Here is a 21178-nt window from a genome sequence, read left to right on the forward strand (position 1 = left end):
GCGGCGGGTTTGCTTGCGTTTGCCTGCGTACTCAACGTCGGAAAAGCTCATTTGGCTCATGGGCGGCTCGGATCAGGTGGTCAGGCGATTTTCGCATATTTGAGACTTGTTCGGAGGTTCCCTAAAGCCTTGTTTTTCGCAGATATATCCCCCGGTTGCCCTAATATCCCCCAAGCCTCCCCCAGATTCCCCAACTGCAAACACACCGCCAGCAACGGAAAGAAACTACCCTTCAACGCCGCCGCAGCCGCTCCCTGAGTCGCATACCCGCCAAACGCACCAGCCCTTAACTTTTCGATTTCATCGTCGAGCGCCCGCATTTGCGGATCAGTGACATCCAGCCGCACGCCAATCGCGCCATTGACTGGATTGCCGGTCGGGACAATGGCTTTTTCCAGGTCACGGCGCAGGGCGTCGCGTGTGTTGTGGGTCTGGAGTAGCCGCTGGTTGGTGTATTGCCGCTCGTACAGCAAGTCCTGGTGTTGATCCGCTGTCAGTGTGCGGCGGTTGATGAGTTTGGTGAGACGGTTGCGCGCCCTGATGAGATCGTCTTCGGTGGCCAGCAGTTGGTTCAAGCGCACGAAGTTGTCGCGAAACTTTTGCACGTCGGCTGCGTCTGCAACTCTCAGGGTGACGGCTTCCTGTTGCAGCGCCACCAGCATGCCCAGTCGTTGTGCGCGATTGCTTGCCCGGCTGAAATTATCCAGGTGTTGGCGCAGTTGCGGGCTGTTCAACTGCTTTTGCATTGCAATCAGCCAACGCTCCAGGTTCAGGGCCACGGCCGGGATATAACTGGCATTGACGGCCTGATGCAGCGGTAGGGCGGCTGGGTCCAGGTTCAGACTGTGGGTCCAGTGGTTGCCCATGATGTGGCTGATATCGGCGATGCGCCGTTGCGCATCGGCCAGTCCGTCGCTGAAGTTGTGAATATCATCCAGCCACTTGAGCAGGCTGCCGGACTTGGCGCGTAAGAAGTCCATGTCCAGACGCCCGTAGAACACCGGCAGAATGTAGTGAGGATTATCGTGAAAATAATCGCCGACCTTCTGCAGGCTCTCTTCGGTGCGGCACAGGTCGCGGGTGCAGTTGAGCTCCATGGTCAGGGCGCTTTTCAACTGGTCGGCATGGTCGGGATCGAAGTACCACGCACTTCGGTAGAGTTCTCCCTGAGTGAACAGGCGCACGCGATCGTGGGTGATATCGTCCAGGCGTTGGGTCCAGCGCTTGAGGTGTGAACGTTCCTGAGTCAGGTAGGCTTGCATTTCTTCGTGGCGAACGAGATCGTAAATACCCCGCGAGCCAAGTCCGACGCCATTCAGGATGCCTTGGCTGTTCTCTTCCAGCGCGTCGATATCGTCTTTCAGTGCTTCGTGGCGCGGTTTGCCAAGGGCGAGCACCATTTGCGAGTACTTGCCGTCCATGTCCAGCCTGGCAAATCGCACCTGCGGGCGCTCGTCGTAGGCGCTACCTCGTAAAGCGGAATATTGCCCCGCCGAGGTGGTTGACGGTACAGGCCCCTTGTTGTGTTCCCGACGCCAGTTATTACGCGCATTGATGTAGTCGTAAATGCGGCCACGCTGTTCGGGCGTCGTGTCTTTCAATAGTGCCGAGTCAGGGTTTGTCTGCCGGGCACTGTTGTCGCCAGCGCTCATCAGTGTGTCGATATAGCTGGCGGTGATGTAACGCATTTCATTGTCGTTGCGTTCCCGCCACTCGTTGAGCCAGCCCACCACCTCGTCCTGCTCCTGTGCGAGGTCACGTAACAGGCCGATGCTGTCGTCGAGCAGCAGATACAGGTGGTTCAGTTCGTAGAACGGGTTGAGGGCGTTTTTCAACTCCCCGATATGCGCTTCGCGAAACAGCGGCTGGTGCTCCCAGACGTAGTCCTGACGTTCCCCTTCAGGCATATCGGGCGTAGTGCATTGTTGTGCTGGCAACTCGGCGAGTTCAGCAAGCTGCTCCCTGACTTGCTGTTCAACGCGAAGGTGGACGCCGCCTTGCTCACAATCGGCTTGCGCCAGTTCCACTGTCTGCATGAAGTAGAAACGGTCCGCTGCACTGCCCAGTACATGGGCGCACTTGGCGGCGGTCCATTGCAGTTCGGCATACGCAACATGCAGCGTGCTGTCGCGGGGGAATATCAGGGTCTGTTCGCCTACTGCGGTCTGCCTGACATCCTGAGCGACTTCGCGGTCCTGCCAGAGCAGTTTGGTCGGCACTCCGTTTTCAAGGCGATACTCATGCAGGTAGCCGCTGCTTTCATCAATCACATACAGATAGCCGTCACGCACAAGACGCAAGCCGAGCGGTCGTTTCAGGTCTTTATAGCCCGATGTATCCGGCAGGTTGTGAAGCCGTTCCACACGGCCGTATCGCAGTGGTAACAACTGGACTTTGTCGCCCATCAGCGGGCAGGTGCTCAGGCTGTTGCGCGCATCGACGTGGCTTCTGGCCCTGGATTCCCAGAAGGCTTTGTCCACAGGCGATAGGGTTTTGCGGGTCATGCTTGGGTTCCGGTCTGTGTGCGACTGCGCTCTACCACTAGCCAGTTAGCCTGTCGGATGCGCTGGGAGGGGGTTAGCGACGACTTGTCGCTGATCAGTTGCCTGATGTCGGGATGTGCTTCGTCGGGCTGAGTGGCCAGAAAACAGCTGACGTTGGCGTAGTGGAAAATATCCGCCTCGCTGTTGAAGCCTGCTTCGTAGGCCGTGATGGCCAGTCCATGGGCACCCCTATAGCGCGACTTCAAGGAGTCGCCGGTCAGCACGCTGGGCGAAAACGTGCGCAGGTGCTGGTCGAGGCTGATGACGATCAGGCGAAAGGCGACGTCATCCAGTGCATCGACTTGCTGGCTGCTCAGGTGATAAAGGCTTTGTGCGTCGTGAGCGACAGGCATGCCGTGGCGCTCGTGATGTATCCAGCGTTCGGTGACAACGTCTGCTGCATAAACACTGTCGACAGGGCCAAAAAGCCGATTGTCGTTGTGCGCGGGATGAAGGCCGAACAGCGCATTGGCGACGGGCGGATCCGAGAGGTTCAGATGGCAGGGCTTGCCCCCCGGCTGATCGACAAAAACAAGCCAGCGCAGATGATCGGCTACCGTTTTGTGGTCGGCGTCGCTGAATAATAAAAGCCCCCATTCGTCGCGGGTGTGCGCCAGGAACTGGATGAATGCAGGGTCGTGCGGGGCGTTGATTTGAATCAGTGCGGGTGAGCATTCCAGCAACCCGCTGAAGCGGGTCTGCAGGAACAGCATTGTGTAGACCGGGTCAGGGTTCCACTCAAAAATCTTGCTTCTTAGCTGCGGGAGATTGATGGCGTTGAGCAGCAGATAAGCACGTTTGGACCATGGCAGGTCGCGTGGGCCTGATTCGAATTCTGACATGAGCGCGCTGTGTCGGGGCAAGGGGCGCGGATAATCGACGGTGTTGGAAAGACGTTCAATACACGAAAGTGAGTTTAGGAAAGGCCCTACGCAGCGTGCTGAAATATCGTAGGACGGGCCTCTAATTCAGAGTGGTCAGGCATAAAAAATGCCGGTCAGCGAACTGACCGGCATTCATTGTTACAGCCGCAAACAGGTTCTATCAGAACTCGTGATCAGCGTTGTCCGGGTTCAGGTCGGTGATGCCGAGCTTGCCAGCGGCCTGCTCGATAGCGCCGGTCTGTTTGACCAGTGCAGCGATGGCGTCACGTACCACTTGATTGCCGGCAGTGTTACCTGCGGCAATCAACTGGTCAAAGTGCTCGCCCTTGTTGGCGTGATCAACGATGGCCTGCAACTTGGCCTGGGTATCGTCCAGATCGGCGCGCAGTGTGGCGTCGGTGGCCGGGTCTACTTTGGCGACCAGGGACGAGAGGCTTGGGCCGCTGACTTTGCTGCCGTCAGTGCGGGTGTATTCGCCCAGGTAAACGTTGCGGATGCCTTTGCCGTTGTAGAAGTGCGAGTTGTGCGTGTTGTCGCTGAAGCAGTCGTGCTCGTCTTCGCTGGAGTTGGCTTCCAGTGCGACTTTCATGCGCTCGCCTGCCAGTTCACCCAGCGACAGGCTGCCCATGCCGAAGAGCATCTTGCGCAGGCCGCTTTCGCCGGACTCGGCTTCCAGGGTTGCACGGTAGTTATCGGCCACACCGGCTTTCCAGTTGCCGGCCATTTCTTCCAGGTCGCTGACCAGCAGGTCAGTGACGGCCTTGAGGTAGGCGCGGCGGCGATCGTTATGGCCGCCGGTTGCGCCGGTGCCTTCGAGGTAGTCGCTGGCCGGGCGCGCGCCGGCGCCAGGGCCGGTGCCGTTCAGGTCCTGGCCCCAGAGCAGGAATTCGATGGCGTGGTAGCCGGTGGCAACGTTGGCTTCCGAACCCCCCAGCTCGTTCAGGCTGGCGAGTTTCTCGGAGGTGATTTCCTTGACGTCGACCTTGTCTTCGCCCACCTGAATCTCGGTGTTGGCGATGATGTTGGCGGTAGCGCCCGGGTTGCCCAGCGCGTGCTGGTAGTCCTTGGCTACATAGTCGATCAGGCCTTCGTCCAGGGGCCAGGCGTTAACCTGTCCTTCCCAGTCGTCGATGATGGTGTTGCCGAAGCGGAAGACTTCGCTCTGCATGTAAGGCACGCGCGCAGCGACCCACGCATCACGAGCAGCTTTCAGGGTTTCGTCATTGGGCTTGGCCAGAAACGCGTCGACGGCAGTGCTCAGTTTTTTCGCAGCGCCTTCGGCATCGTCGAATACCGCCGACACCATGTTGGCGTAGTTGGCGACGACAGCCTTGGCAGCCGCGTCGTCGGTCTGGGCAGCCGCGGCCGGCGCGGGTGCCGCAGGCGCCGCAGCAGGAGCGGCCGGGGCAGCAGCAGGTGCTGGCGCGGCAGCCTTGTCCTTGCCTTCGCCGCAACCGGCGAGAGAGATAGCGATGGCCAACAGACTGGCGGTTGCCAGAGGCATACGAATCATGACGGAATCCTGCATCGATAAAGGTGATGGCGGCGTGCGCCCATAAAATCTGCGACATGATGCGAAAGATTTGCATTCGATGTAAAGGCAAAACGCCTTTGTCGTCGCGATCAGGCATCCGGCAGGTGTAACAGTCGGTTTCAAGACGGCTTGAAAGACGAGCCCTGCCGGGTGTTCAGAGGCTCGCCGTGTTGCTTTGCCGGCCTTGCTTCAAATACGTCAGCAGTTCCCGGCCCGGCAGCGGCTTGCTGTACAGATAGCCCTGGCCTTCATGGCAGCCCTCTGCCACGACGTAGGCTTCCTGCTCGACCGTTTCCACGCCCTCGGCAATGACTTGCATGCCCAGGCTTTTACCCAGCTGGATGATTGCCCGCACAATGGTGGCGTCATCGTCGTCGTCAATCAGGTCCTGAACGAAGCTCTTGTCGATCTTGATCTTGTCCAGCGGCAGGCTTTTCAGGTAGCTCAGCGAGGAATAGCCAGTGCCGAAGTCATCAATGGCGATCAATGCGCCGGAGCGCCGCAGGCTCAGCAGGTGTTGGGCAGCGGTGTTGATGTCTTCCATCAGGCCGGTTTCGGTCACTTCCAGTTCCAGGCTGCGGGGCGGCAGGCGATAGATCTGTAGCAGGTTGTTCACCACGCGCGGGAGCTCTGCATGGTGCAGTTGCACGGTCGACAGGTTGACCGCCATACGCAAGTCGGTGAAACCCTGATCGAGCCATTCCCGCAACTGGCGGCAGGCCTGATCAAGCACCCATTCGCCGATGGCAATGATGCTGCCGTTTTTCTCGGCCAGCGGGATGAACACGTCTGGCGGCACCAGGCCATGCTCCGGATGCTGCCAGCGTATCAATGCCTCCACGCCGACCACGCGATGATCGCGGTAGCTGATTTGCGGCTGATAGACCAGGTACAACTGATTGCGCGGCAGGGCTTCGCGCAGGTCTTTTTCAAGTTCACGGCGGCGGCGCATTTCGCTGTCGACGCTGGCGATGTAGAACTGATACCTGTTGCGCGAGCGGGCTTTGGCCAGCGTCATGGTCTGTTCGGCTTTCTGCAGCAGCTTTTCGGTGCTATCGCCGTCTTCGGGGAACAGGGTGATACCGATGGTCGCGCGCAGACGGATCTGCTGATCGTCCACAGAAAACGGGGCTTCCAGCTCGTCGAGGATCTTCTGCGCCAGTTCGGCCGCCTCATACGGCTGCTCGATGCTGGCCTGCACCAATGCAAACTGATCGCCACCCAATCGCGCCAGTGCACCGAGGCGCCCGCTGTGAGCGCGCAGCCGGTCTGCCAGTGCCAGCAGCAGTTGGTCGCCGGCCTGGTAGCTGAACTGCTCGTTGATGCCCTTGAAGTCGTCCAGGCCCACGCAAAGAATCGCGACCCTGTGTTGCTGACGTCCGGCGTTCTCCAGAATCCTGTCCAGCCCGGTCTGCAATTGCAGCCGGTTGGGCAGGCCGGTCAGAAAGTCGTACTGCGCCATGCGCTGCAGATTGTTTTCGGCTTCGTGGCGCAGGTACGTGTGGCGTTCGATAGAGGCCAGCAGCTGATTGGCGGTGTTGACCCAGATGCCCAGTTCGTTTTTCTCATGGCCCTTGAGCAGCGGCAACTGGTGTTCGCTGGGGCGGTCCGGATTGATCGCAATAAGGTGTTCGATGATTTTCGACAGCGGCTTGGTCAACAGCCAGTGATAGACCAGGTACAGCACCAGCCCCATCGCCAGTGCGCGCAGCACGCCAGCAATGAAAATGATGCCGGCGTTGACCAGAAAACCTTCGCCATAGTTGGCGGTGTCCAGCGTGATGCGCAGGTCGCCGTAATACTCGCTGTAAGGGCTGCGGCCCACCAGTTGAGTGGTGAAGCTGCGCTCCTGGCCAAGGATGAGGTCGGTTAGCCAGCGGCTGGAAGAGGCCTTCAGTGGGCGGTCTTTTTCGGCAAGCAGGGTTTCATTGGGGTGCCCGATCGAGGCCATGCGCACCGCATCGTCCTGAAACAGACCTTCGATGACCTGCATGCCCATCTCGCGGTCCAGGCTGTAGACGGCCTGGGTCGAAGGGTCGCGGAACATGCCGAGAATGCGTTCGGCATCGGTTTCCACGGCATGACGGGTCTTGTAGGCGTCAAAGACGATTTGCGCACAGCTCAGCACAACGCCTACCAGAAGCGCTGAAAGCAGTACGACGCGCAGCAACTTTACCGACAGGCTGTTCTTGAGTTCCAGCTTCAATGGCCGTTCCTTAGTTCGTGTCGCAGGGCGTATAGCCTCATGACCCCGGAAAAACCGGATGCGCCTTTCATGACCGAGTCAGAACTGGCACACCAGGCTGATCTTTGCGTTCCTTGCACCCACCGGGCCAAGCCACTCAGGTATGTCGGGTGGCTATGCACGTAACTTGAGCAGAACACTGTAAAGAATTTACATCGTTAAATGAGCCAGCTAGCGTTTTCTGACAATACACAATGTACGAGCGGCAGGCGAAAACATTTGTCATTCGCGTGGTTGGCCACTCGACGTTCGTCGCTGTTCACGGCTCGGGAAGTGCCCGGCAGCGTGCTTGAAAGGCATAAAAAAACCCGGCGCAAGGCCGGGTTTTTCAGTGATGCTCGACTCAGGCTGCGTATTGCTTGGCCACGAAGTCCCAGTTCACCAGGTTCCAGAACGCTTCTACGTACTTCGGACGCAGGTTGCGGTAGTCGATGTAGTAGGCGTGTTCCCAGACATCGCAGGTCAGCAACGGCGTGTCGCCGCTGGTCAGCGGGTTGCCGGCACCAATGGTGCTGGCCAGTGCCAGGGAGCCGTCTGCTTTCTTCACCAGCCAGCCCCAGCCGGAGCCGAAGGTGCCGATGGAGGTCTTGCTGAACTCTTCCTTGAACTTGTCGAAGGAACCGAATGCAGTGTTGATTGCCTCGGCCAGAGCGCTGGTAGGCTCGCCGCCAGCGTTAGGCGCCAGGCAGTTCCAGTAGAACGTGTGGTTCCAGACCTGAGCGGCGTTGTTGAAGATACCGCCCGAAGAAGTCTTGATGATCTCTTCCAGGGTCTTGCCTTCGAACTCGGTGCCAGGCACCAGGTTGTTCAGGTTCACGACGTAGGTGTTGTGGTGCTTGTCGTGGTGATATTCCAGAGTCTCCGCAGAAATGTGCGGCACCAGAGCGTCTTTGGCGTAGGGCAGTGGTGGCAATTCAAAAGCCATGGTTTATCTCCTTTCAGGTCAATTGCGGTAATCGCACGGCCGATCACGGGCGGCCAGATACAGCATGCACCGGGAGTTTTACTCTTTTGCGGCGCAGACCCCGGATCATAGCACCGGGTCTGCGCCTTAACCACGCAACAACTGTGTGGGATAGAGGTTCCAGCGCGATTGACCCGACGGTCATGAAACCTTTCAGGCTGAACGGATCAACTGGAACGCTACGCTGAACATCATTACCGCGACCATTACGTCGAGCATGCGCCATGTAGCGGGGCGTGCCAGCCAGGGGGCGAGCCATGCCGCGCCGATGGCGAGAGCCGAGAACCACAGCAGCGAAGCGCTGGCAGCACCGGCTACGTAGGCACCCGGCACGCTTTGTTGCGCCCCGAGCGAACCGATCAGCAGCACAGTGTCCAGATAGACATGCGGGTTGAGCAAGGTAACGGCCAGCGCACTGAGCAGCACCGTACGGCGTGACCGTGTGCCCACCGCTGCGCTGCGCTCCAGACTTTGCCGTGAGCCGGCGCGCCGCACTGCCTGCAGGCCGTACCAGGTCAGGAAAATAACACCGCCCCAGCGCGCCACCGCCAGCAAGGTCGGGTTCTGTGCCAGCACATTGGCCAGGCCGAAAACACCAGCTGCCACCAGAATTGCGTCGCAGACAACGCACAGCATCGCGACGGGCACATGATGTTCACGGCGCAGCCCCTGAGCCAGCACGAAAGCATTTTGAGTACCGATAGCCATGATCAGGCCTGCGGCGATCAGCAGGCCGTTGAAGTAGCTTTGCCACATAAAGACGTTTCCATTAAGCAGATTCAGGTGGCGATTTTCCTGCGTTGAGCGCTATAAGGAAAACCAATAATCATCATCGCTCATTAGGAAAACTGATGTTCGACTACAAATTGTTATCGGCACTGGCGGCCGTGATCGAGCAGGCCGGGTTCGAGCGCGCGGCTCAGGTGCTCGGGCTGTCGCAGTCAGCCATCTCGCAGCGCATCAAATTGCTCGAGGCCCGCATCGGTCAGCCGGTACTGGTGCGCGCCACACCGCCTGTTCCGACCGACATCGGCAGGCGTCTGCTCAACCATGTGCAGCAGGTGCGCTTGCTGGAGCGTGACCTGCAAAGTCAGGTGCCGGCGCTTGACGAAGAGGGGATGCCCGAGCGTCTGCGGATCGCCTTGAATGCCGACAGCCTGGCAACCTGGTGGGCACCGGCCATCGGCGACTTCTGTACCCGGCACCGTCTGCTGCTGGATCTGGTGGTCGAAGATCAGGACGTCGGGCTCAAGCGCATGCGTGCCGGCGAAGTGGCGGCCTGCCTGTGTGGCAGCGAGCGGCCGGTGGCCGGGGCGCGTAGCCAGTTGCTGGGCGCCATGCGCTATCGTGCGGTGGCAAGTCCAGCATTTATCAAGCGGCATTTTCCGGAAGGCGTCAGCCCCGAGAAACTGCTCAGGTGCGCAGCGCTGGTGTACGGGCCGGACGATTTTCTGCAGCATCGCTATCTGGCGTCGCTTGGGGTTCAGGAGGGTTTCGAGCATCATCTGTGCCCGTCGTCCGAAGGTTTCATCCGTATGATCGAAGCCGGGATGGGCTGGGGGCTGGTGCCCGAGCTGCAAGTGCGCGGGCAGCTGGGCAGCGGCTCATTGCGCGAGTTGCTGGCCGATCGCTGCATTGATGTGCCGCTCTACTGGCATCATTGGCGCAACGGCGGCCAATTGCTGACGCAACTGACCGAGCATCTTGCGCAACACTCGGCCCGCTGGCTGGTGCCGTTGAGTGAAGAGTGATCGTCAACGATCATATGTAATCAATGCGGCAGGGTTTTCTCCTGTCAGCAGACGCGTTAACGGAGCGGTAAATGAAGATTCTGGTCACCGGCGCAAGCGGCTTCATCGGCGGACGCTTTGCGCGTTTCGCCCTGGAGCAGGGCATGAGCGTGCGGATCAATGGCCGTCGTGCCGAAGGTGTCGAGCATCTGGTCAGGCGCGGTGCCGAATTCATTCAGGGCGACCTCGCAGACCCTTATCTGGTTCGGGCGTTATGCGATGACGTGGAGGCCGTGGTGCATTGCGCGGGCTCGGTCGGGTTCTGGGGACGTCGACAGGATTTCATGCAGGGCAACGTGCAGCTCACGGAAAACATCGTCGAGGGCTGCCTGAAACAACGAGTACGCAGGCTGGTCCATCTTTCGTCACCCTCGATCTATTTTGATGGCCGCTCGCACTTGGGCATCAAGGAAGAGCAGGTGCCCAAGCGCTTTCATCATCACTATGCGGCCACCAAGTACCTGGCCGAACAGAAAGTGTTCGGTGCCGAGGAGTTCGGGCTGGAGGTGATTGTCCTGCGGCCACGCTTCGTGACGGGGGCAGGTGATAACAGCATTTTCCCGTGGCTGTTGCACATGCAGCGCAAAAAGCGCCTGTCCATCGTCGGCAACGGCCTGAATGTGGTGGATTTCACCAGCATGCAAAACCTCAACGAAGCGCTGTTGAGCAGTTTGCTGGCAACCGGTTCGGCCTTGGGCAAGGCCTACAACATCAGCAACGGCACGCCGGTCCCGTTATGGGACGCGATCAACTATGTGATGCGGCAGATGCACTTGCCGCAGGTCACCCGTTATCGTTCCTACGGGCTGGCCTACAGCGCGGCGGCGATCAACGAAGGTGCCTGTATGCTGTGGCCTGGCCGACCTGAACCTACCTTGTCACGATTGGGCATGCAGGTCATGAACAAGGACTTCACGCTTGATATCAGCCGTGCCAGGCATTATCTGGATTATCAGCCACAGGTCAGCCTTTGGACGGCGCTGGATGAATTCTGTGGCTGGTGGCAGGCACAGCACGCAATCTGAATACGGTAGTGGCGCAGTGAGATTGATCAGGCGCTGTTGTTATACTGCCCACTTTGGTCTTACAGCTTCCAGAAGGGTTATTCATGCGTAACGATCCGTACGATGACGTCGATGACGTCCCAAGCCTTAGTGCCAAGGACGACGATGACGACTTCGCGCCAGGCAACGGCGCACGCGAGCGCACCACGGTCTATTCGCGCACCACGCCTGTGGTCAAGGTCAGGGGGCCGAGTACCGGGCCGTTGTGGGCGTTGGTCGGCGCATTGTTTATTGCCTTCTGCGGTCTGGGCTGGTGGAGTTTTCAGCAGGTCTCGCTGATGGAGCAGCAACTGGTCGCCACGCAGGAGAGCTTTGCGCGCATCAGTGAAGAAGCGGCGGGGCGCTTGCAGGATATCTCCGGCAAGGTGGTCGCCAACGAATCCCTGTCCAGTGATGGCGAGGCGCTCAAGCAACGTATCAAGCTGCTCGAAGCGCAACTGGAAGACCAGGATAAACAACGCGAAGGCGTTGAAGGTCAGCAGGGCAGCCTCGACAAGCGCCTGGAGCAAATGGCCGCGCAGACCGCCCAGCAACAGAGTGAAAATGCGCAATTGCAGGAGCAGCTCAAAAGCGTCGTCGCTGACCTGGCCACGCTGAAAGCCGCATTGCCCGATGTGAAAAACGCACAGGCCGATCAGGGCAAACTGGATGCGCAGATCAAAAGCGTGGCAGCCGATGTCGCGACGCTGAAAAAGCAGGGTAACCCGTCGGCCGCCGTCGAGCGCCTGGAGCAGGATTTGATGGTGCTCAAAAGCGAGCAGGAAAACCGTCCTGCGCCGTCGGCAGGTGGCAACACCGCCGAGTTCGATGCGTTTCGTGCTCAGGTAACGCGCAACATCAATACCCTCACCAGCCAGATTCAAAACCTGTCGCAGCAGCTCAACGCACGCCGTTGAAGCTTGCCGCCGCGCTGTGGCGGTATTACATGCGGACAATAAAAAAACCTGATGCTCGCGCGTCAGGGTTTTTTTCGTTGCAGCGGCGTATTACAATCGTGGGTAGTCGATGTAGCCGACCGGCCCTTTGCCATAGAACGTTTCCGGCTGCGCTTCGTTGAGCGGCGCATCGCTGGCCAGACGCTCAGGCAGGTCCGGGTTGGCGATGTACGGCACACCAAACGCGAACGCATCGGCCTTGCCTTCAGCCAGCCAGGCGTTGGCGCTGTCCTTGGTGAATTTCTCGTTGGCGATGTAAACGCCGCCGAAATCCTTCTTCAACTGTGGGCCGAGGCTGTCTTCAGCATCACGCTCGCGGGCGCAGATGAACGCAATACCGCGCTTGCCGAGCTCTTTGGCAACGTAGCTGAAAGTTTCAGCACGGTTTTCATCGCTCATGTCGTGCATGTCGAAGCGCGGCGAGAGGTGCACGCCTACACGGCCAGCGCCCCAGACATCAATCACAGCGTCGGTCACTTCCAGCAGCAGGCGAGCACGATTTTCCAACGACCCACCGTACTGGTCTGTGCGCTGGTTGGAGCCGGTCAGCAGGAACTGTTCAAGCAGATAGCCGTTTGCGCCGTGAACTTCCACGCCGTCAAAGCCTGCTGCCTTGGCGTTTTCTGCACCGACTCGATAGGCCTCGACGATGTCACCGATTTCAGCCAGTTCCAGCGCACGTGGCGTTGGCAGCGGGGTGATCGGACGCATCAGGCTGACATGGCCTTCGGCAGCAATGGCACTCGGCGCGACCGGTGTCTCGCCGTTCAGGTATGAAGGGTGGGAAATACGACCCACGTGCCACAACTGCAGCACGATACGCCCGCCAGCGTTATGCACGGCCTGGGTGATGTTGCTCCAGCCACGCACCTGATCGTTGGACCATATGCCGGGCGTGTCCGGGTAACCCACGCCCATCGGCGTGACCGACGTGGCTTCAGTCAGGATCAGGCCTGCAGAAGCACGCTGCACGTAATACTCGGACATCAATGCATTGGGCACGCGGCCTTCGTCGGCGCGGCAACGGGTCAGCGGGGCCAGGATGATACGGTTGGGCAGTTGCAGATCGCCAAGGGTGATCGGGTCAAAGATAGTCGTCATGTGTCGAATCCTCGTGATTGATCAGTGTGTAGCCGGTGCCAGATCGGGGTTGCCGGTCTGGCGAAAAGTAATCAGCGTGATCAGCAGCGCGAGCACGGCCAGCACGGCGGCGGCCAGTGGCACGCTGGTCAGGCCAAGGCCGTGGGCGATAACGCTGCCGCCGACCCATGCGCCCAGCGCATTGCCGACGTTGAAGGCGCCGATGTTCAAGGTTGAAACCAGGTTGGGTGCGGCCTTGCCGAAGGTCACCACGTTGATCTGCAGCGCAGGGACTGCGGCGAAGGCTGCGACGGCCCAGAGGAATAGGGTGATTTCAGTCGGGATCAGCGCGGCGCTGGTCCAGCTCAGCACGGTCGAGATAACCGCCATCGACACGAACACGGCAATCAGCGTCGTCGACACACGGCGGTCAGCCATCTTGCCGCCGATCACGTTACCGGCGGTCAGGCCCAGGCCGATCAGCAGTAGGGTCCAGGTCACGCCTTGGGGCGATACGCCGGTCACCTCGCCGAGCAGCGGGGCGATGTAGGTAAACAGAGTGAACATGGAGGCTGAAAACAGCGCGGTCATGGTCAGCGACAGCCAGATACCGGCACCTTTGAGTGCGGCCAGTTCGGCACGCATGTCGAGCTTTTCTTCGTTGCGGTTGGTCGGCAGGTAGCGAATCAGGCCGATCAGCGCAATAACGCCGATGACAGTGACTGCCCAGAAGGTCGAGCGCCAGCCTGCGTATTGACCCAGGGCGGTACCCAATGGCACGCCCAGCACGTTGGCCAGGGTTAGCCCGGTGAACATCAAGGCCACCGCCGATGCGCGACGGTTGGCAGGCACCAGGCCTGCCGCCACGACCGAACCGATGCTGAAGAACGCGCCGTGGCACAGGGCAGTCACTACGCGGGCGAACATCAGCACGTTGTAGTCACTGGCCAGCGCGCAGAGCAGGTTGCCGATGATGAAAATTCCCATCAGCGTGACCAGCGCGGCTTTGCGCGGCTTTGCGCGGCAGTTTGGCGGTGGCCATGGCCATGAACGGTGCGCCGACCGCCACGCCGAGCGCGTAGCCGGTCACCAGCCAGCCAGCGCCGGGGATGGAAACACCGAGGTCGGCGGCAACGTCAGGCAACAGGCCCATGATGACGAATTCAGTGGTGCCGATTGCGAAGGCGCTCAGGGCCAGAATGAGTAGCGAAAGGGGCACGGGGCATCTCCGGGAAAGCAAAAGGTGAAAAATCAGGTCGGGTTGTTCAGCTCTTTGATCAGCGCCTGCACGAACGCTTCGATGACTTCTTCGTTGCGTCTGAAGAAGTGCCATTGGCCAACTTTCTTACTGCTGATCAGGCCGGCGCGTTGCAGCGTCGCCAGGTGGGCCGACACGGTGGATTGGGACAATCCTGCACGCTGATCGATCTGGCCGGCGCAGACGCCGTGTTCGATCGAGTGTTCCTGCGCAGGAAAAGTCGTGCGCGGGTCCTTCAGCCAGCTCAGGATTTCTCGGCGGACCGGATGGGCCAGGGCTTTTATTATGTCGTCGAGGTCGATCTGCATGTCGTTCTCACAGGCGGTGTAGCGATATATCGCGATAGGGCGAACCTTATATCTGTATTTCGCGATATACAAATATGATTTTGTGCTTAGCAGCAGACAAATCGTTATATCGGGTTATATCGATATATGGACCGGCACCCCGAAAGCGGCGTAGGCTTGGCACCATGAACTATCTGGCGCATCTTCATCTAGGCGGGCATCGGCCCGCGCAACTGCTCGGCAGCCTGTATGGCGACTTCGTCAAAGGTCCATTGCCGGGGCGTTTTCCTGCGGAGCTTGAAGCCGCCATTCGCCTGCATCGGCGCATCGATTCCTTCACTGACAATCATCCGCTGATCAAGGCATCGATTGCTCGTTTCCCGGCTCAGCGGCGTCGGTACGCAGGCATCATGCTCGATGTGTTTTTCGACCATTGCCTGGCGCGTGACTGGCACCGTTACGCGGACATGCCGCTGGATGCGTTCACCCGCAAGGTCTATGGCACGCTGGCTGCCGAACCGCAATTGCCCGAGCGCCTGGCGCTGATCGCACCGCGTATGGCAGCTCAGGACTGGCTGGGTTCGTATCGGGATTTTGCGGTGCTTGAGCAGGTGCTGAACGGGATATCCCGACGTCTGTCACGACCCGAAGGGCTGGCGGGCGGCATGCAGGAATTGCAGGCGCTGTACCAGCCCTTGAGTGCGGATTTCGCCGAGTTCTATCCGCAACTGGAGGCGTTCGCTCAGGCCGCTCTGGCCGGGCGCGAGACCACTTCAGTCGGTTGAACCGGCTTGCTGATTGCGGGTTCACCAAACAACGCCATTTGCACGGCCTGCTGGGCCTTGAAGGCCAGGGCAGCGCGTTCCTGATCCGCCGTCGGGATCGACGTCAGTAAATGAATGTGCACCTCGCTTTGCTCGTTGGCGAACAGCCGACGCAGGTGCGACAGCAGATCATCGTCACCAATGAACGGAGCAATCGGGTCCGGCTTGCCATCACGCGAATAGCCGATGGCGACCGGCTGGATCGGCACACCCGCTTCGATGGCGCTGGACAGCAGGCGACCGTGGAAGGTGCGCAGGCTTTTGCCGTCGGTGGTGGTGCCCTCCGGGAAGATCAGCAGTGCGTTGCCTTGTTGCAGGTGATTGCACATCTGCTTCTGAATCAGACGGCTGTCGCCCGACCCACGACGAATGAACAGCGTGCCGGCTTTCAAGGCCAGCCAGCCGGCCACCGGCCAGGTCCGTACCTCGGCTTTGGACAGAAACGACAGCGGCGCGAGCATGCCCAGCAAGGCGATGTCGGTCCATGACACATGGTTGCTGACCCACAGCATCGGCTGGCTGGGCAGTTCGCCAGTCACGGTCACGCGAAACGGCAGGGCATTGGTCAAGCGCGCCATGAACCAGCGGCTCCAGCGCTGCCTGCGTTCCATCGAGCCGCCGATTCTGGTGCGTTCCAGAATCGCGAACGTCCCGGCTATCGTCAGCCCGAGCGCCACCACCAGAAGCACACGGACCACGCGGGCATAACCGCGTAACCGGCTCATTACACTGCCGCCTTGAAGTGGCGGGCGTAGCGCGGGCACAAGTCGTCGCGCTTGAGCAGAATGAACACGTCGGCGACCTGAAAATCCTCGTCCCAGCACGGCTCGCCGCAAATCTTGGCACCCAGGCGCATGTAGGCCTTGAGTAGCGGCGGCATCTCGCAGATCACGTTGCTCGGGATGTCGAGCGTTGGCAGCGGGTTCTTCGGCTCGGCGCGCAGGTGTTCGTTGCACAGGTAGCGTTCGCGCAGACGCTGCATGATCGCGTGGGCCTGAATGCCACCGTCCTGCATCGGGATGCTCGCGCAGCCCATCAGGTAGCTGTAACCGCCTTCGTTGAGCACTTCGGCCAGTTCGCTCCACAACACCGCGATGGTGCCGCCGTTGCGGTAGGCCGGGTCGACGCAGGTACGGCCCAGCTCCAGAATCGGGCCTTGCAGATGCGCCAGGCCGTGCAGGCTGAACTCTTCTTCGCTGTAAAAGCTGCCAAGCGTGTTGGCTGCCTTATGGTCGAGCAATCGGGTAGTGGCCACCAGACGCCCGGTGTTCAGGTCGCGAACCCCGATGTGCGAGCAGTGGATATCGTAGTCGTCGATATCCAGGCCTTGTTCAGCACCCTTGAGGCGGGCGTTGAACTCTTCGCTGAACACACTGAAACGCAAGGCCTGTGCTTCCTGCAGGGCGCGCGCTCCAGTCAGGCGTTCGGCCTGAAGACGACGTTCAGAAGTGTTGTCACGAATGCGGGCGATCTGGGTCATACGAATCTCCATGAGCCAGCCTGCAGGTGTGGCTGGTTGACTGATTTGTCCAGGCGCTTTGCCGTAGTTGCAGGCTAGGGAGATGGCGTGTCATGGCTGTGAAGCTTTGGTGATGGTTATGTGACGGGCAACGCTGCAGCCATATCCTCTGCTTCCGGCCTTGAAGGTTGCAGGGCGGCGCGGATTTGTGACGCAGAGCGTCACGCAAATGCATTCCTACGCTGGAGCGTGAGGCACGAGCGGTGTTCGAAGGATCACCATCGTGCCCATGCTCCGCGTGGGTCTGCCGTTCTGGACGCTCTGCGTCCTCTCCCGAGGTAATGGCTGGCTGTCATGAAACGCTGATACGGTATGTGGATTACTCTGTAGAGGCCCTGTCATGCTGCGTAGATTTGTCCGCCTGTGTCTGGTTCTGATCCTGGGTTTCAGTGCCCAGGGCGTCGTTGCTCAAACATGGCCGACAGAGCAATGGTCCTCTCAGTCTGTGCCGCGATCGGCGGCAATCGAAGAACTCGAGGCCTACGCCTTCCCGCCCCGTGACGACGCCACGCGCAAGGGCATCCGCACCGATGCACTGCTGGTCATCCGCGACGGTGAAGTGGTCTACGAGCGCTATGCCGGTGTGACCACCGCCCAGACCCCGCACCTGACCTGGTCAATCAGCAAAAGCATCATGGCCACTGTGCTTGGCGTGGCCTTCACAGAAGGGCGCTTTCAACTGAGTGATCCGGTCGCGAAGTTCTATGCGCCATTCCAGAGCCATCCCGACATCACCCTCACGGATCTGATGCACTGGGCCTCAGGTCTCGACTGGCAGGAAGATTACGAATACGCACCGCTCAACTCCTCTGTCGTCGCCATGCTCTATACCCGGGGGCGTAACGACATGGCGCGCTTTACTGCCGAGCATGCCGCAGCCAGACCACCGGGCAAGGCGTACCTGTACTCCAGCGGCGACAGCACGGTGCTGGCTGCTGCATTGAAAAACATGGTCGGGCCACAGGCGTACCCGGATTATCCGTGGACCGCGCTGTTCGACCCACTGGGCATTCACAGTGCGGTGTGGGAAACCGATGGCGTGGGCACATTTGTCGGCTCGTCCTATGCCTACATGACCGCGCGCGATCTGGCACGCATTGGCCTGTTGATGCAGCGTGGCGGGGAGTGGCAGGGGCGGCAATTACTCAATAAGGAGTGGATCGATTTTGTGCTCAGGCCCTTCGCAGGCGAGCAAGTGGATGCGGGCGTTGAAGTGCCCGGCGGCCAGTGGTGGCTTAATCGTACCGCCGACGGCGGCAAAGGGCCGTGGCCGGATGCGCCCTCCGATACGTTTGCCGCACTGGGGCATTGGGGGCAGGCGCTGTATGTCATTCCCCGCCAGAAACTGGTGATCGTGCGCTACGCCGATGACCGTGACGGTACCTACAACCACGATCAAATGCTCAAGCTGACACAAGCGGCATTCGGCAAGGAGGCTGGCCAATGAACAGCCGTCGACTCTTCATTCTGCGCCGCCCGTTCAGCAGCCTGCTATTGCTGATTGTTGCTGCACTCGCTGTGCTTGCCTGGCAGTACCGCGTGAACCTGCAGGCGTTCCCGACCATTATCAGTGCTTACACCGCCAAGGAGTATTGCTCGTGCCGGTACGTGATGAACAACCCCGAAGCGTATTGCCGCAGCTACGCCAAACAGTACGTGCCCAGCACCCTGACGGACGACGCCGCGCAGAAAAAAGTCGTGGCCAGTGGGCTTGGGCGGACCAGCAGCGCGTCGTGGCAAGGTGAGCGGCAGGGCTGCCGTCTGTTGCCGTCAACGCCGTAAAAAAATCAGGCCGAACATAGCGGTTTGCCGGAGGTCTGACAGGCGGTAAGGTAGCCGCCAATCGCACGTCTGGAGTTTGCATGAACAACCTGAATCGCCTGCTGCTGGTCATGCTGGCCGCAGTGGCGTTACCTGCCCATGCGAGCTGGTACCTGGATAACGAGTCGTCACGACTCTCGTTCACGTCGACCAAAAACGCTGATATTGCCGAGGTGCATCGCTTTCTGGTGTTGCACGGCAAGGTCACCGGCAAAGGGCTGGCTGAAGTGGAGGTCGAGACCGAGTCGGTCAGCACCGGCATCCCCCTGCGTGATGAGCGCCTTCGCGAGCAAGTGTTTCAGGCGGGCAAGTTCCCGGCCGCACAGATCAGCGCTCAACTCGACATGCGACCCATCAATGCCCTGGCGCCCGGCGCGCAGCTGGAATTGCGCTTGCCGCTGACCGTCAGCCTGCGCGGCAAGAGCCACAGCTATAACGCTGAACTGCTCGCCACGCGCCTCGATGAGCGTCGCTTTCAAGTGGTCACCCTGGAGCCGCTGGTGCTGCATGCTCAGGACTTCGACATGGTCCCGGACTTCAATGCCCTGCGCAGTGCAGCAGGGCTGTCGGCCGTCAGCCTGTCGGTCCCGGTCGGGGCTGTCCTGATCTTCACGGCGCGCTGATATGAACGGTGCGATTTTCCCGTGGCGTGAAGACAGCCGCTTTCAATTGCTGATTGATGGGCCGGCGTTTTTCCCGCGCATGATTGCAGCCATCGATCGCGCAGAGCAGCAGGTCGATCTGGAGCTGTATTTGGTCGAAGCCGGGGCCTGCGCCGATGCGGTGGTGCGGGCGCTGGTCGAGGCGGGCAACCGCGGCGTGATCGTGCGCTGCCTGTTTGACGACTTCGGCTCGAAAGCGTTTGATGCCGGGCTGCGCAAACAACTGACTGACGCTGGCGTCATCCTGCGCTTCTACAACCCGATTCACTGGCGGCGCGGTGTGCGCAATTTCTACCGCGACCATCGCAAGATACTGGTGGTGGACAAGGCCCTGGCCGTGGTTGGCGGCACTGGCGTAACCGACGAATTCTGGGAGCCCGACAAGGAGGTCAGCCAGTGGCACGAGGTCATGGTGGAAATCACCGGGCCGCTGGTGCTCGACTGGCAAGCATTGTTCGACCGTCAGTTTCACGCCAACGCGCGGCGCTTTGCATGGCGTCCGAAACAAAATTTCGGCCTTGATCACTTGCCCAAAGCGCCTGTCGCCGGTGAAGGGCTGGGGCGGGTAGCGTATGCCGACTCCCGCCAGCACCGGGACATTCTGCAATCGCTGGTGCGCACCCTGCACAGCGGCCAGAAGCGCATCTGGCTGGCGACACCGTATTTTCTGCCCACCTGGAAAGTCCGTCGCGCGTTGCGCAGCGCGGCGGCGCGTGGCGTCGATGTACGCCTGCTGCTGACCGGCCCGCGCACCGATCACCCGTCCGTGCGCTATGCCGGTCACCGCTACTACCCGCGCCTGCTCCGCGCCGGGGTCAAGGTCTTTGAATACCAGCCGTGTTTTCTGCACCTGAAAATGGTCCTGATCGACGACTGGGTAAGCATCGGCTCGTGCAACTTCGATCACTGGAACCTGCACTTCAACCTGGAAGCCAACCTCGAAGCCCACGACCCGGGCCTGACCTGCGACGTCGTCGCCAGCTTCGAAAAAGACTTCGCCCTGAGCACCGAAATCACCCTGGAAGACTGGAAAGCCCGGCCCCTGTGGCGGCGCGTCAAACAGCGCCTGTGGGGCTGGATTGACCGGCTGGTGGTTAACTTGTTGGATCAGCGTAATTGAGGGGTTGAGCGGGGCTGACGATGGCCCCGCATTGGCATCTCCTTTTTATCGACACCGAAACGCGCCCCCCGGATTGCACGCGTTTGCAACGAAAAGGACGGAAAGTGGATAACGAAAGGAATGACAGCTCAAAGCAGGAAAGCCTTAATCTTAAATTCAACTATAAGTTTTTCTTCTGGTTGCTGTTCTCGACTGTGATCTTGAAGCTGACTCTTTTCGACTATCTGGACAGTATGTCGGGCGCTGACGAAGTGGTGATGAAGCGTGAGCTGCCGCAGGGTGACTGGCTTTACATCACACGCTACCTGGCACCCGCGACAGATCTGAATACCTTGCGGTTTTACATCAGCAAACGCCTTGAAGGCAGCGATTCGGAAGTGCTGAAGACATTGAACGAAGACAGCCTCTTCCTGCTGACGGACAGCGAACTGAGTGACGTAAAGATTTCCGACACGCCCAACGGTGTGGGCGTAGAGGTGACGGGCGCTGTTTATCGGTATTTCAGCAAACAGTACATTACCGAGGGCGAAACGTTGAAAAGCTATCGAATTACATGGCGGCGGCAAAAACTGAGCGCAACACCTGACCAATCCGGTACGGTGAACCTATGTCATATCATGAACTCAGCATTGAAGAACGCATCACGAT

17 protein-coding genes and 3 pseudogenes are annotated in these 21178 nt (G+C 59.8%); 9 read left to right on the plus strand and 11 right to left on the minus strand.

Annotated features, from left to right (window positions below; genetic code table 11):
• Window positions 1-164: 164 nt before the first annotated feature.
• From DW49_RS0118550 to DW49_RS0118575, 6 genes and pseudogenes are all read right to left on the minus strand, one after another.
• Window positions 165-2504, minus strand: a pseudogene (locus tag DW49_RS0118550) (toxin VasX); the annotation flags it as partial.
• Window positions 2501-3385, minus strand: coding sequence for a DUF4123 domain-containing protein (locus DW49_RS0118555; RefSeq protein ID WP_005620258.1), 885 nt, complete (start codon window positions 3383-3385; stop codon window positions 2501-2503). The gene DW49_RS0118555 and the pseudogene DW49_RS0118550, both read right to left, overlap by 4 nt.
• A 202-nt stretch (window positions 3386-3587) precedes the next feature.
• Complete coding sequence (locus DW49_RS0118560) at window positions 3588-4940, minus strand: imelysin family protein (RefSeq protein WP_005620257.1); 1353 nt, start codon at window positions 4938-4940, stop codon at window positions 3588-3590.
• Window positions 4941-5115: 175 nt separating this feature from the next.
• The gene (locus tag DW49_RS0118565; protein WP_005620256.1) at window positions 5116-7167 is read right to left on the minus strand and encodes a putative bifunctional diguanylate cyclase/phosphodiesterase; all 2052 of its coding nucleotides are present in this window, start codon (window positions 7165-7167) and stop codon (window positions 5116-5118) included.
• Between the two features lie 382 nt (window positions 7168-7549).
• Window positions 7550-8131: a superoxide dismutase gene (locus DW49_RS0118570; protein WP_005620255.1), complete on the minus strand. Its 582-nt coding sequence runs from the start codon at window positions 8129-8131 to the stop codon at window positions 7550-7552.
• Window positions 8132-8323: 192 nt separating this feature from the next.
• Window positions 8324-8926 carry a LysE/ArgO family amino acid transporter gene (locus DW49_RS0118575; RefSeq protein WP_024420155.1) on the minus strand — a complete coding sequence of 201 codons (603 nt, stop codon included), beginning with the start codon at window positions 8924-8926 and terminating at the stop codon, window positions 8324-8326.
• A gap of 95 nt (window positions 8927-9021) precedes the next feature.
• Between DW49_RS0118575 and DW49_RS0118580 the strand changes: the two genes are divergently transcribed.
• The 3 genes from DW49_RS0118580 (at window position 9022) to DW49_RS0118590 (ending at window position 11920) form a co-directional block, all read left to right on the plus strand.
• Window positions 9022-9921, plus strand: coding sequence for a LysR family transcriptional regulator ArgP (locus tag DW49_RS0118580; protein ID WP_005620253.1), 900 nt, complete (start codon window positions 9022-9024; stop codon window positions 9919-9921).
• A gap of 71 nt (window positions 9922-9992) precedes the next feature.
• Window positions 9993-10985 (plus strand): NAD-dependent epimerase/dehydratase family protein, encoded by a 993-nt coding sequence (locus tag DW49_RS0118585; protein WP_005620252.1) that lies wholly within the window; start codon window positions 9993-9995, stop codon window positions 10983-10985.
• Between the two features lie 83 nt (window positions 10986-11068).
• The gene (locus DW49_RS0118590; RefSeq protein ID WP_024420154.1) at window positions 11069-11920 is read left to right on the plus strand and encodes an ATPase; all 852 of its coding nucleotides are present in this window, start codon (window positions 11069-11071) and stop codon (window positions 11918-11920) included.
• 90 nt (window positions 11921-12010) lie between these two features.
• Here the strand turns inward: DW49_RS0118590 and DW49_RS0118595 are convergent, their stop codons facing one another.
• From DW49_RS0118595 to DW49_RS0118605, 3 genes and pseudogenes are all read right to left on the minus strand, one after another.
• Window positions 12011-13060, minus strand: a complete 1050-nt coding sequence (locus DW49_RS0118595; RefSeq protein WP_005620251.1) for an alkene reductase — start codon at window positions 13058-13060, stop codon at window positions 12011-12013.
• A gap of 21 nt (window positions 13061-13081) precedes the next feature.
• Window positions 13082-14258: pseudogene (locus tag DW49_RS01000000128555) on the minus strand (MFS transporter).
• 32 nt (window positions 14259-14290) lie between these two features.
• Window positions 14291-14605 carry an ArsR/SmtB family transcription factor gene (locus DW49_RS0118605; RefSeq protein WP_005620248.1) on the minus strand — a complete coding sequence of 105 codons (315 nt, stop codon included), beginning with the start codon at window positions 14603-14605 and terminating at the stop codon, window positions 14291-14293.
• 164 nt (window positions 14606-14769) lie between these two features.
• On the opposite strand from DW49_RS0118605, the gene DW49_RS0118610 reads away from it, so the two are divergent.
• A complete protein-coding gene (locus DW49_RS0118610; protein ID WP_005620246.1) occupies window positions 14770-15369 on the plus strand; it encodes an acyl carrier protein phosphodiesterase in 600 nt (199 codons plus the stop codon).
• Here DW49_RS0118610 and DW49_RS0118615 read toward each other — a convergent pair.
• Together DW49_RS0118615 and olsB are read right to left on the minus strand one after the other, a co-directional pair.
• Complete coding sequence (locus DW49_RS0118615) at window positions 15327-16133, minus strand: lysophospholipid acyltransferase family protein (RefSeq protein WP_005620245.1); 807 nt, start codon at window positions 16131-16133, stop codon at window positions 15327-15329. The two genes, DW49_RS0118610 and DW49_RS0118615, sit on opposite strands and share 43 nt — an antisense overlap.
• Window positions 16133-16888 carry an L-ornithine N(alpha)-acyltransferase gene (olsB, locus tag DW49_RS0118620; protein WP_003380926.1) on the minus strand — a complete coding sequence of 252 codons (756 nt, stop codon included), beginning with the start codon at window positions 16886-16888 and terminating at the stop codon, window positions 16133-16135. The genes DW49_RS0118615 and olsB overlap by 1 nt, the downstream gene beginning before the upstream one ends.
• Window positions 16889-17267: 379 nt before the next feature.
• Here olsB and DW49_RS0118625 point away from each other — a divergent pair, with 379 nt between their 5' ends.
• The 5 genes and pseudogenes from DW49_RS0118625 to DW49_RS0118645 all read left to right on the plus strand — a co-directional run.
• The gene (locus tag DW49_RS0118625; RefSeq protein WP_005620244.1) at window positions 17268-18374 is read left to right on the plus strand and encodes a serine hydrolase domain-containing protein; all 1107 of its coding nucleotides are present in this window, start codon (window positions 17268-17270) and stop codon (window positions 18372-18374) included.
• Window positions 18371-18709 (plus strand): hypothetical protein, encoded by a 339-nt coding sequence (locus DW49_RS0118630; protein ID WP_005620243.1) that lies wholly within the window; start codon window positions 18371-18373, stop codon window positions 18707-18709. Before DW49_RS0118625 ends, DW49_RS0118630 begins: the two co-directional genes overlap by 4 nt.
• A gap of 80 nt (window positions 18710-18789) precedes the next feature.
• Window positions 18790-19371, plus strand: coding sequence for a YceI family protein (locus DW49_RS0118635; protein WP_005620242.1), 582 nt, complete (start codon window positions 18790-18792; stop codon window positions 19369-19371).
• Between the two features lies 1 nt (window position 19372).
• Window positions 19373-20530 carry a phospholipase D-like domain-containing protein gene (locus DW49_RS0118640; protein WP_005620241.1) on the plus strand — a complete coding sequence of 386 codons (1158 nt, stop codon included), beginning with the start codon at window positions 19373-19375 and terminating at the stop codon, window positions 20528-20530.
• A gap of 104 nt (window positions 20531-20634) precedes the next feature.
• Window positions 20635-21105: pseudogene (locus DW49_RS0118645) on the plus strand (hypothetical protein); the annotation flags it as partial.
• Window positions 21106-21178 lie beyond the last annotated feature (73 nt).

The organism is Pseudomonas avellanae BPIC 631, from assembly GCF_000444135.1.
In the GTDB taxonomy this organism is placed as follows: Bacteria; Pseudomonadota; Gammaproteobacteria; order Pseudomonadales; family Pseudomonadaceae; genus Aquipseudomonas; species Aquipseudomonas avellanae.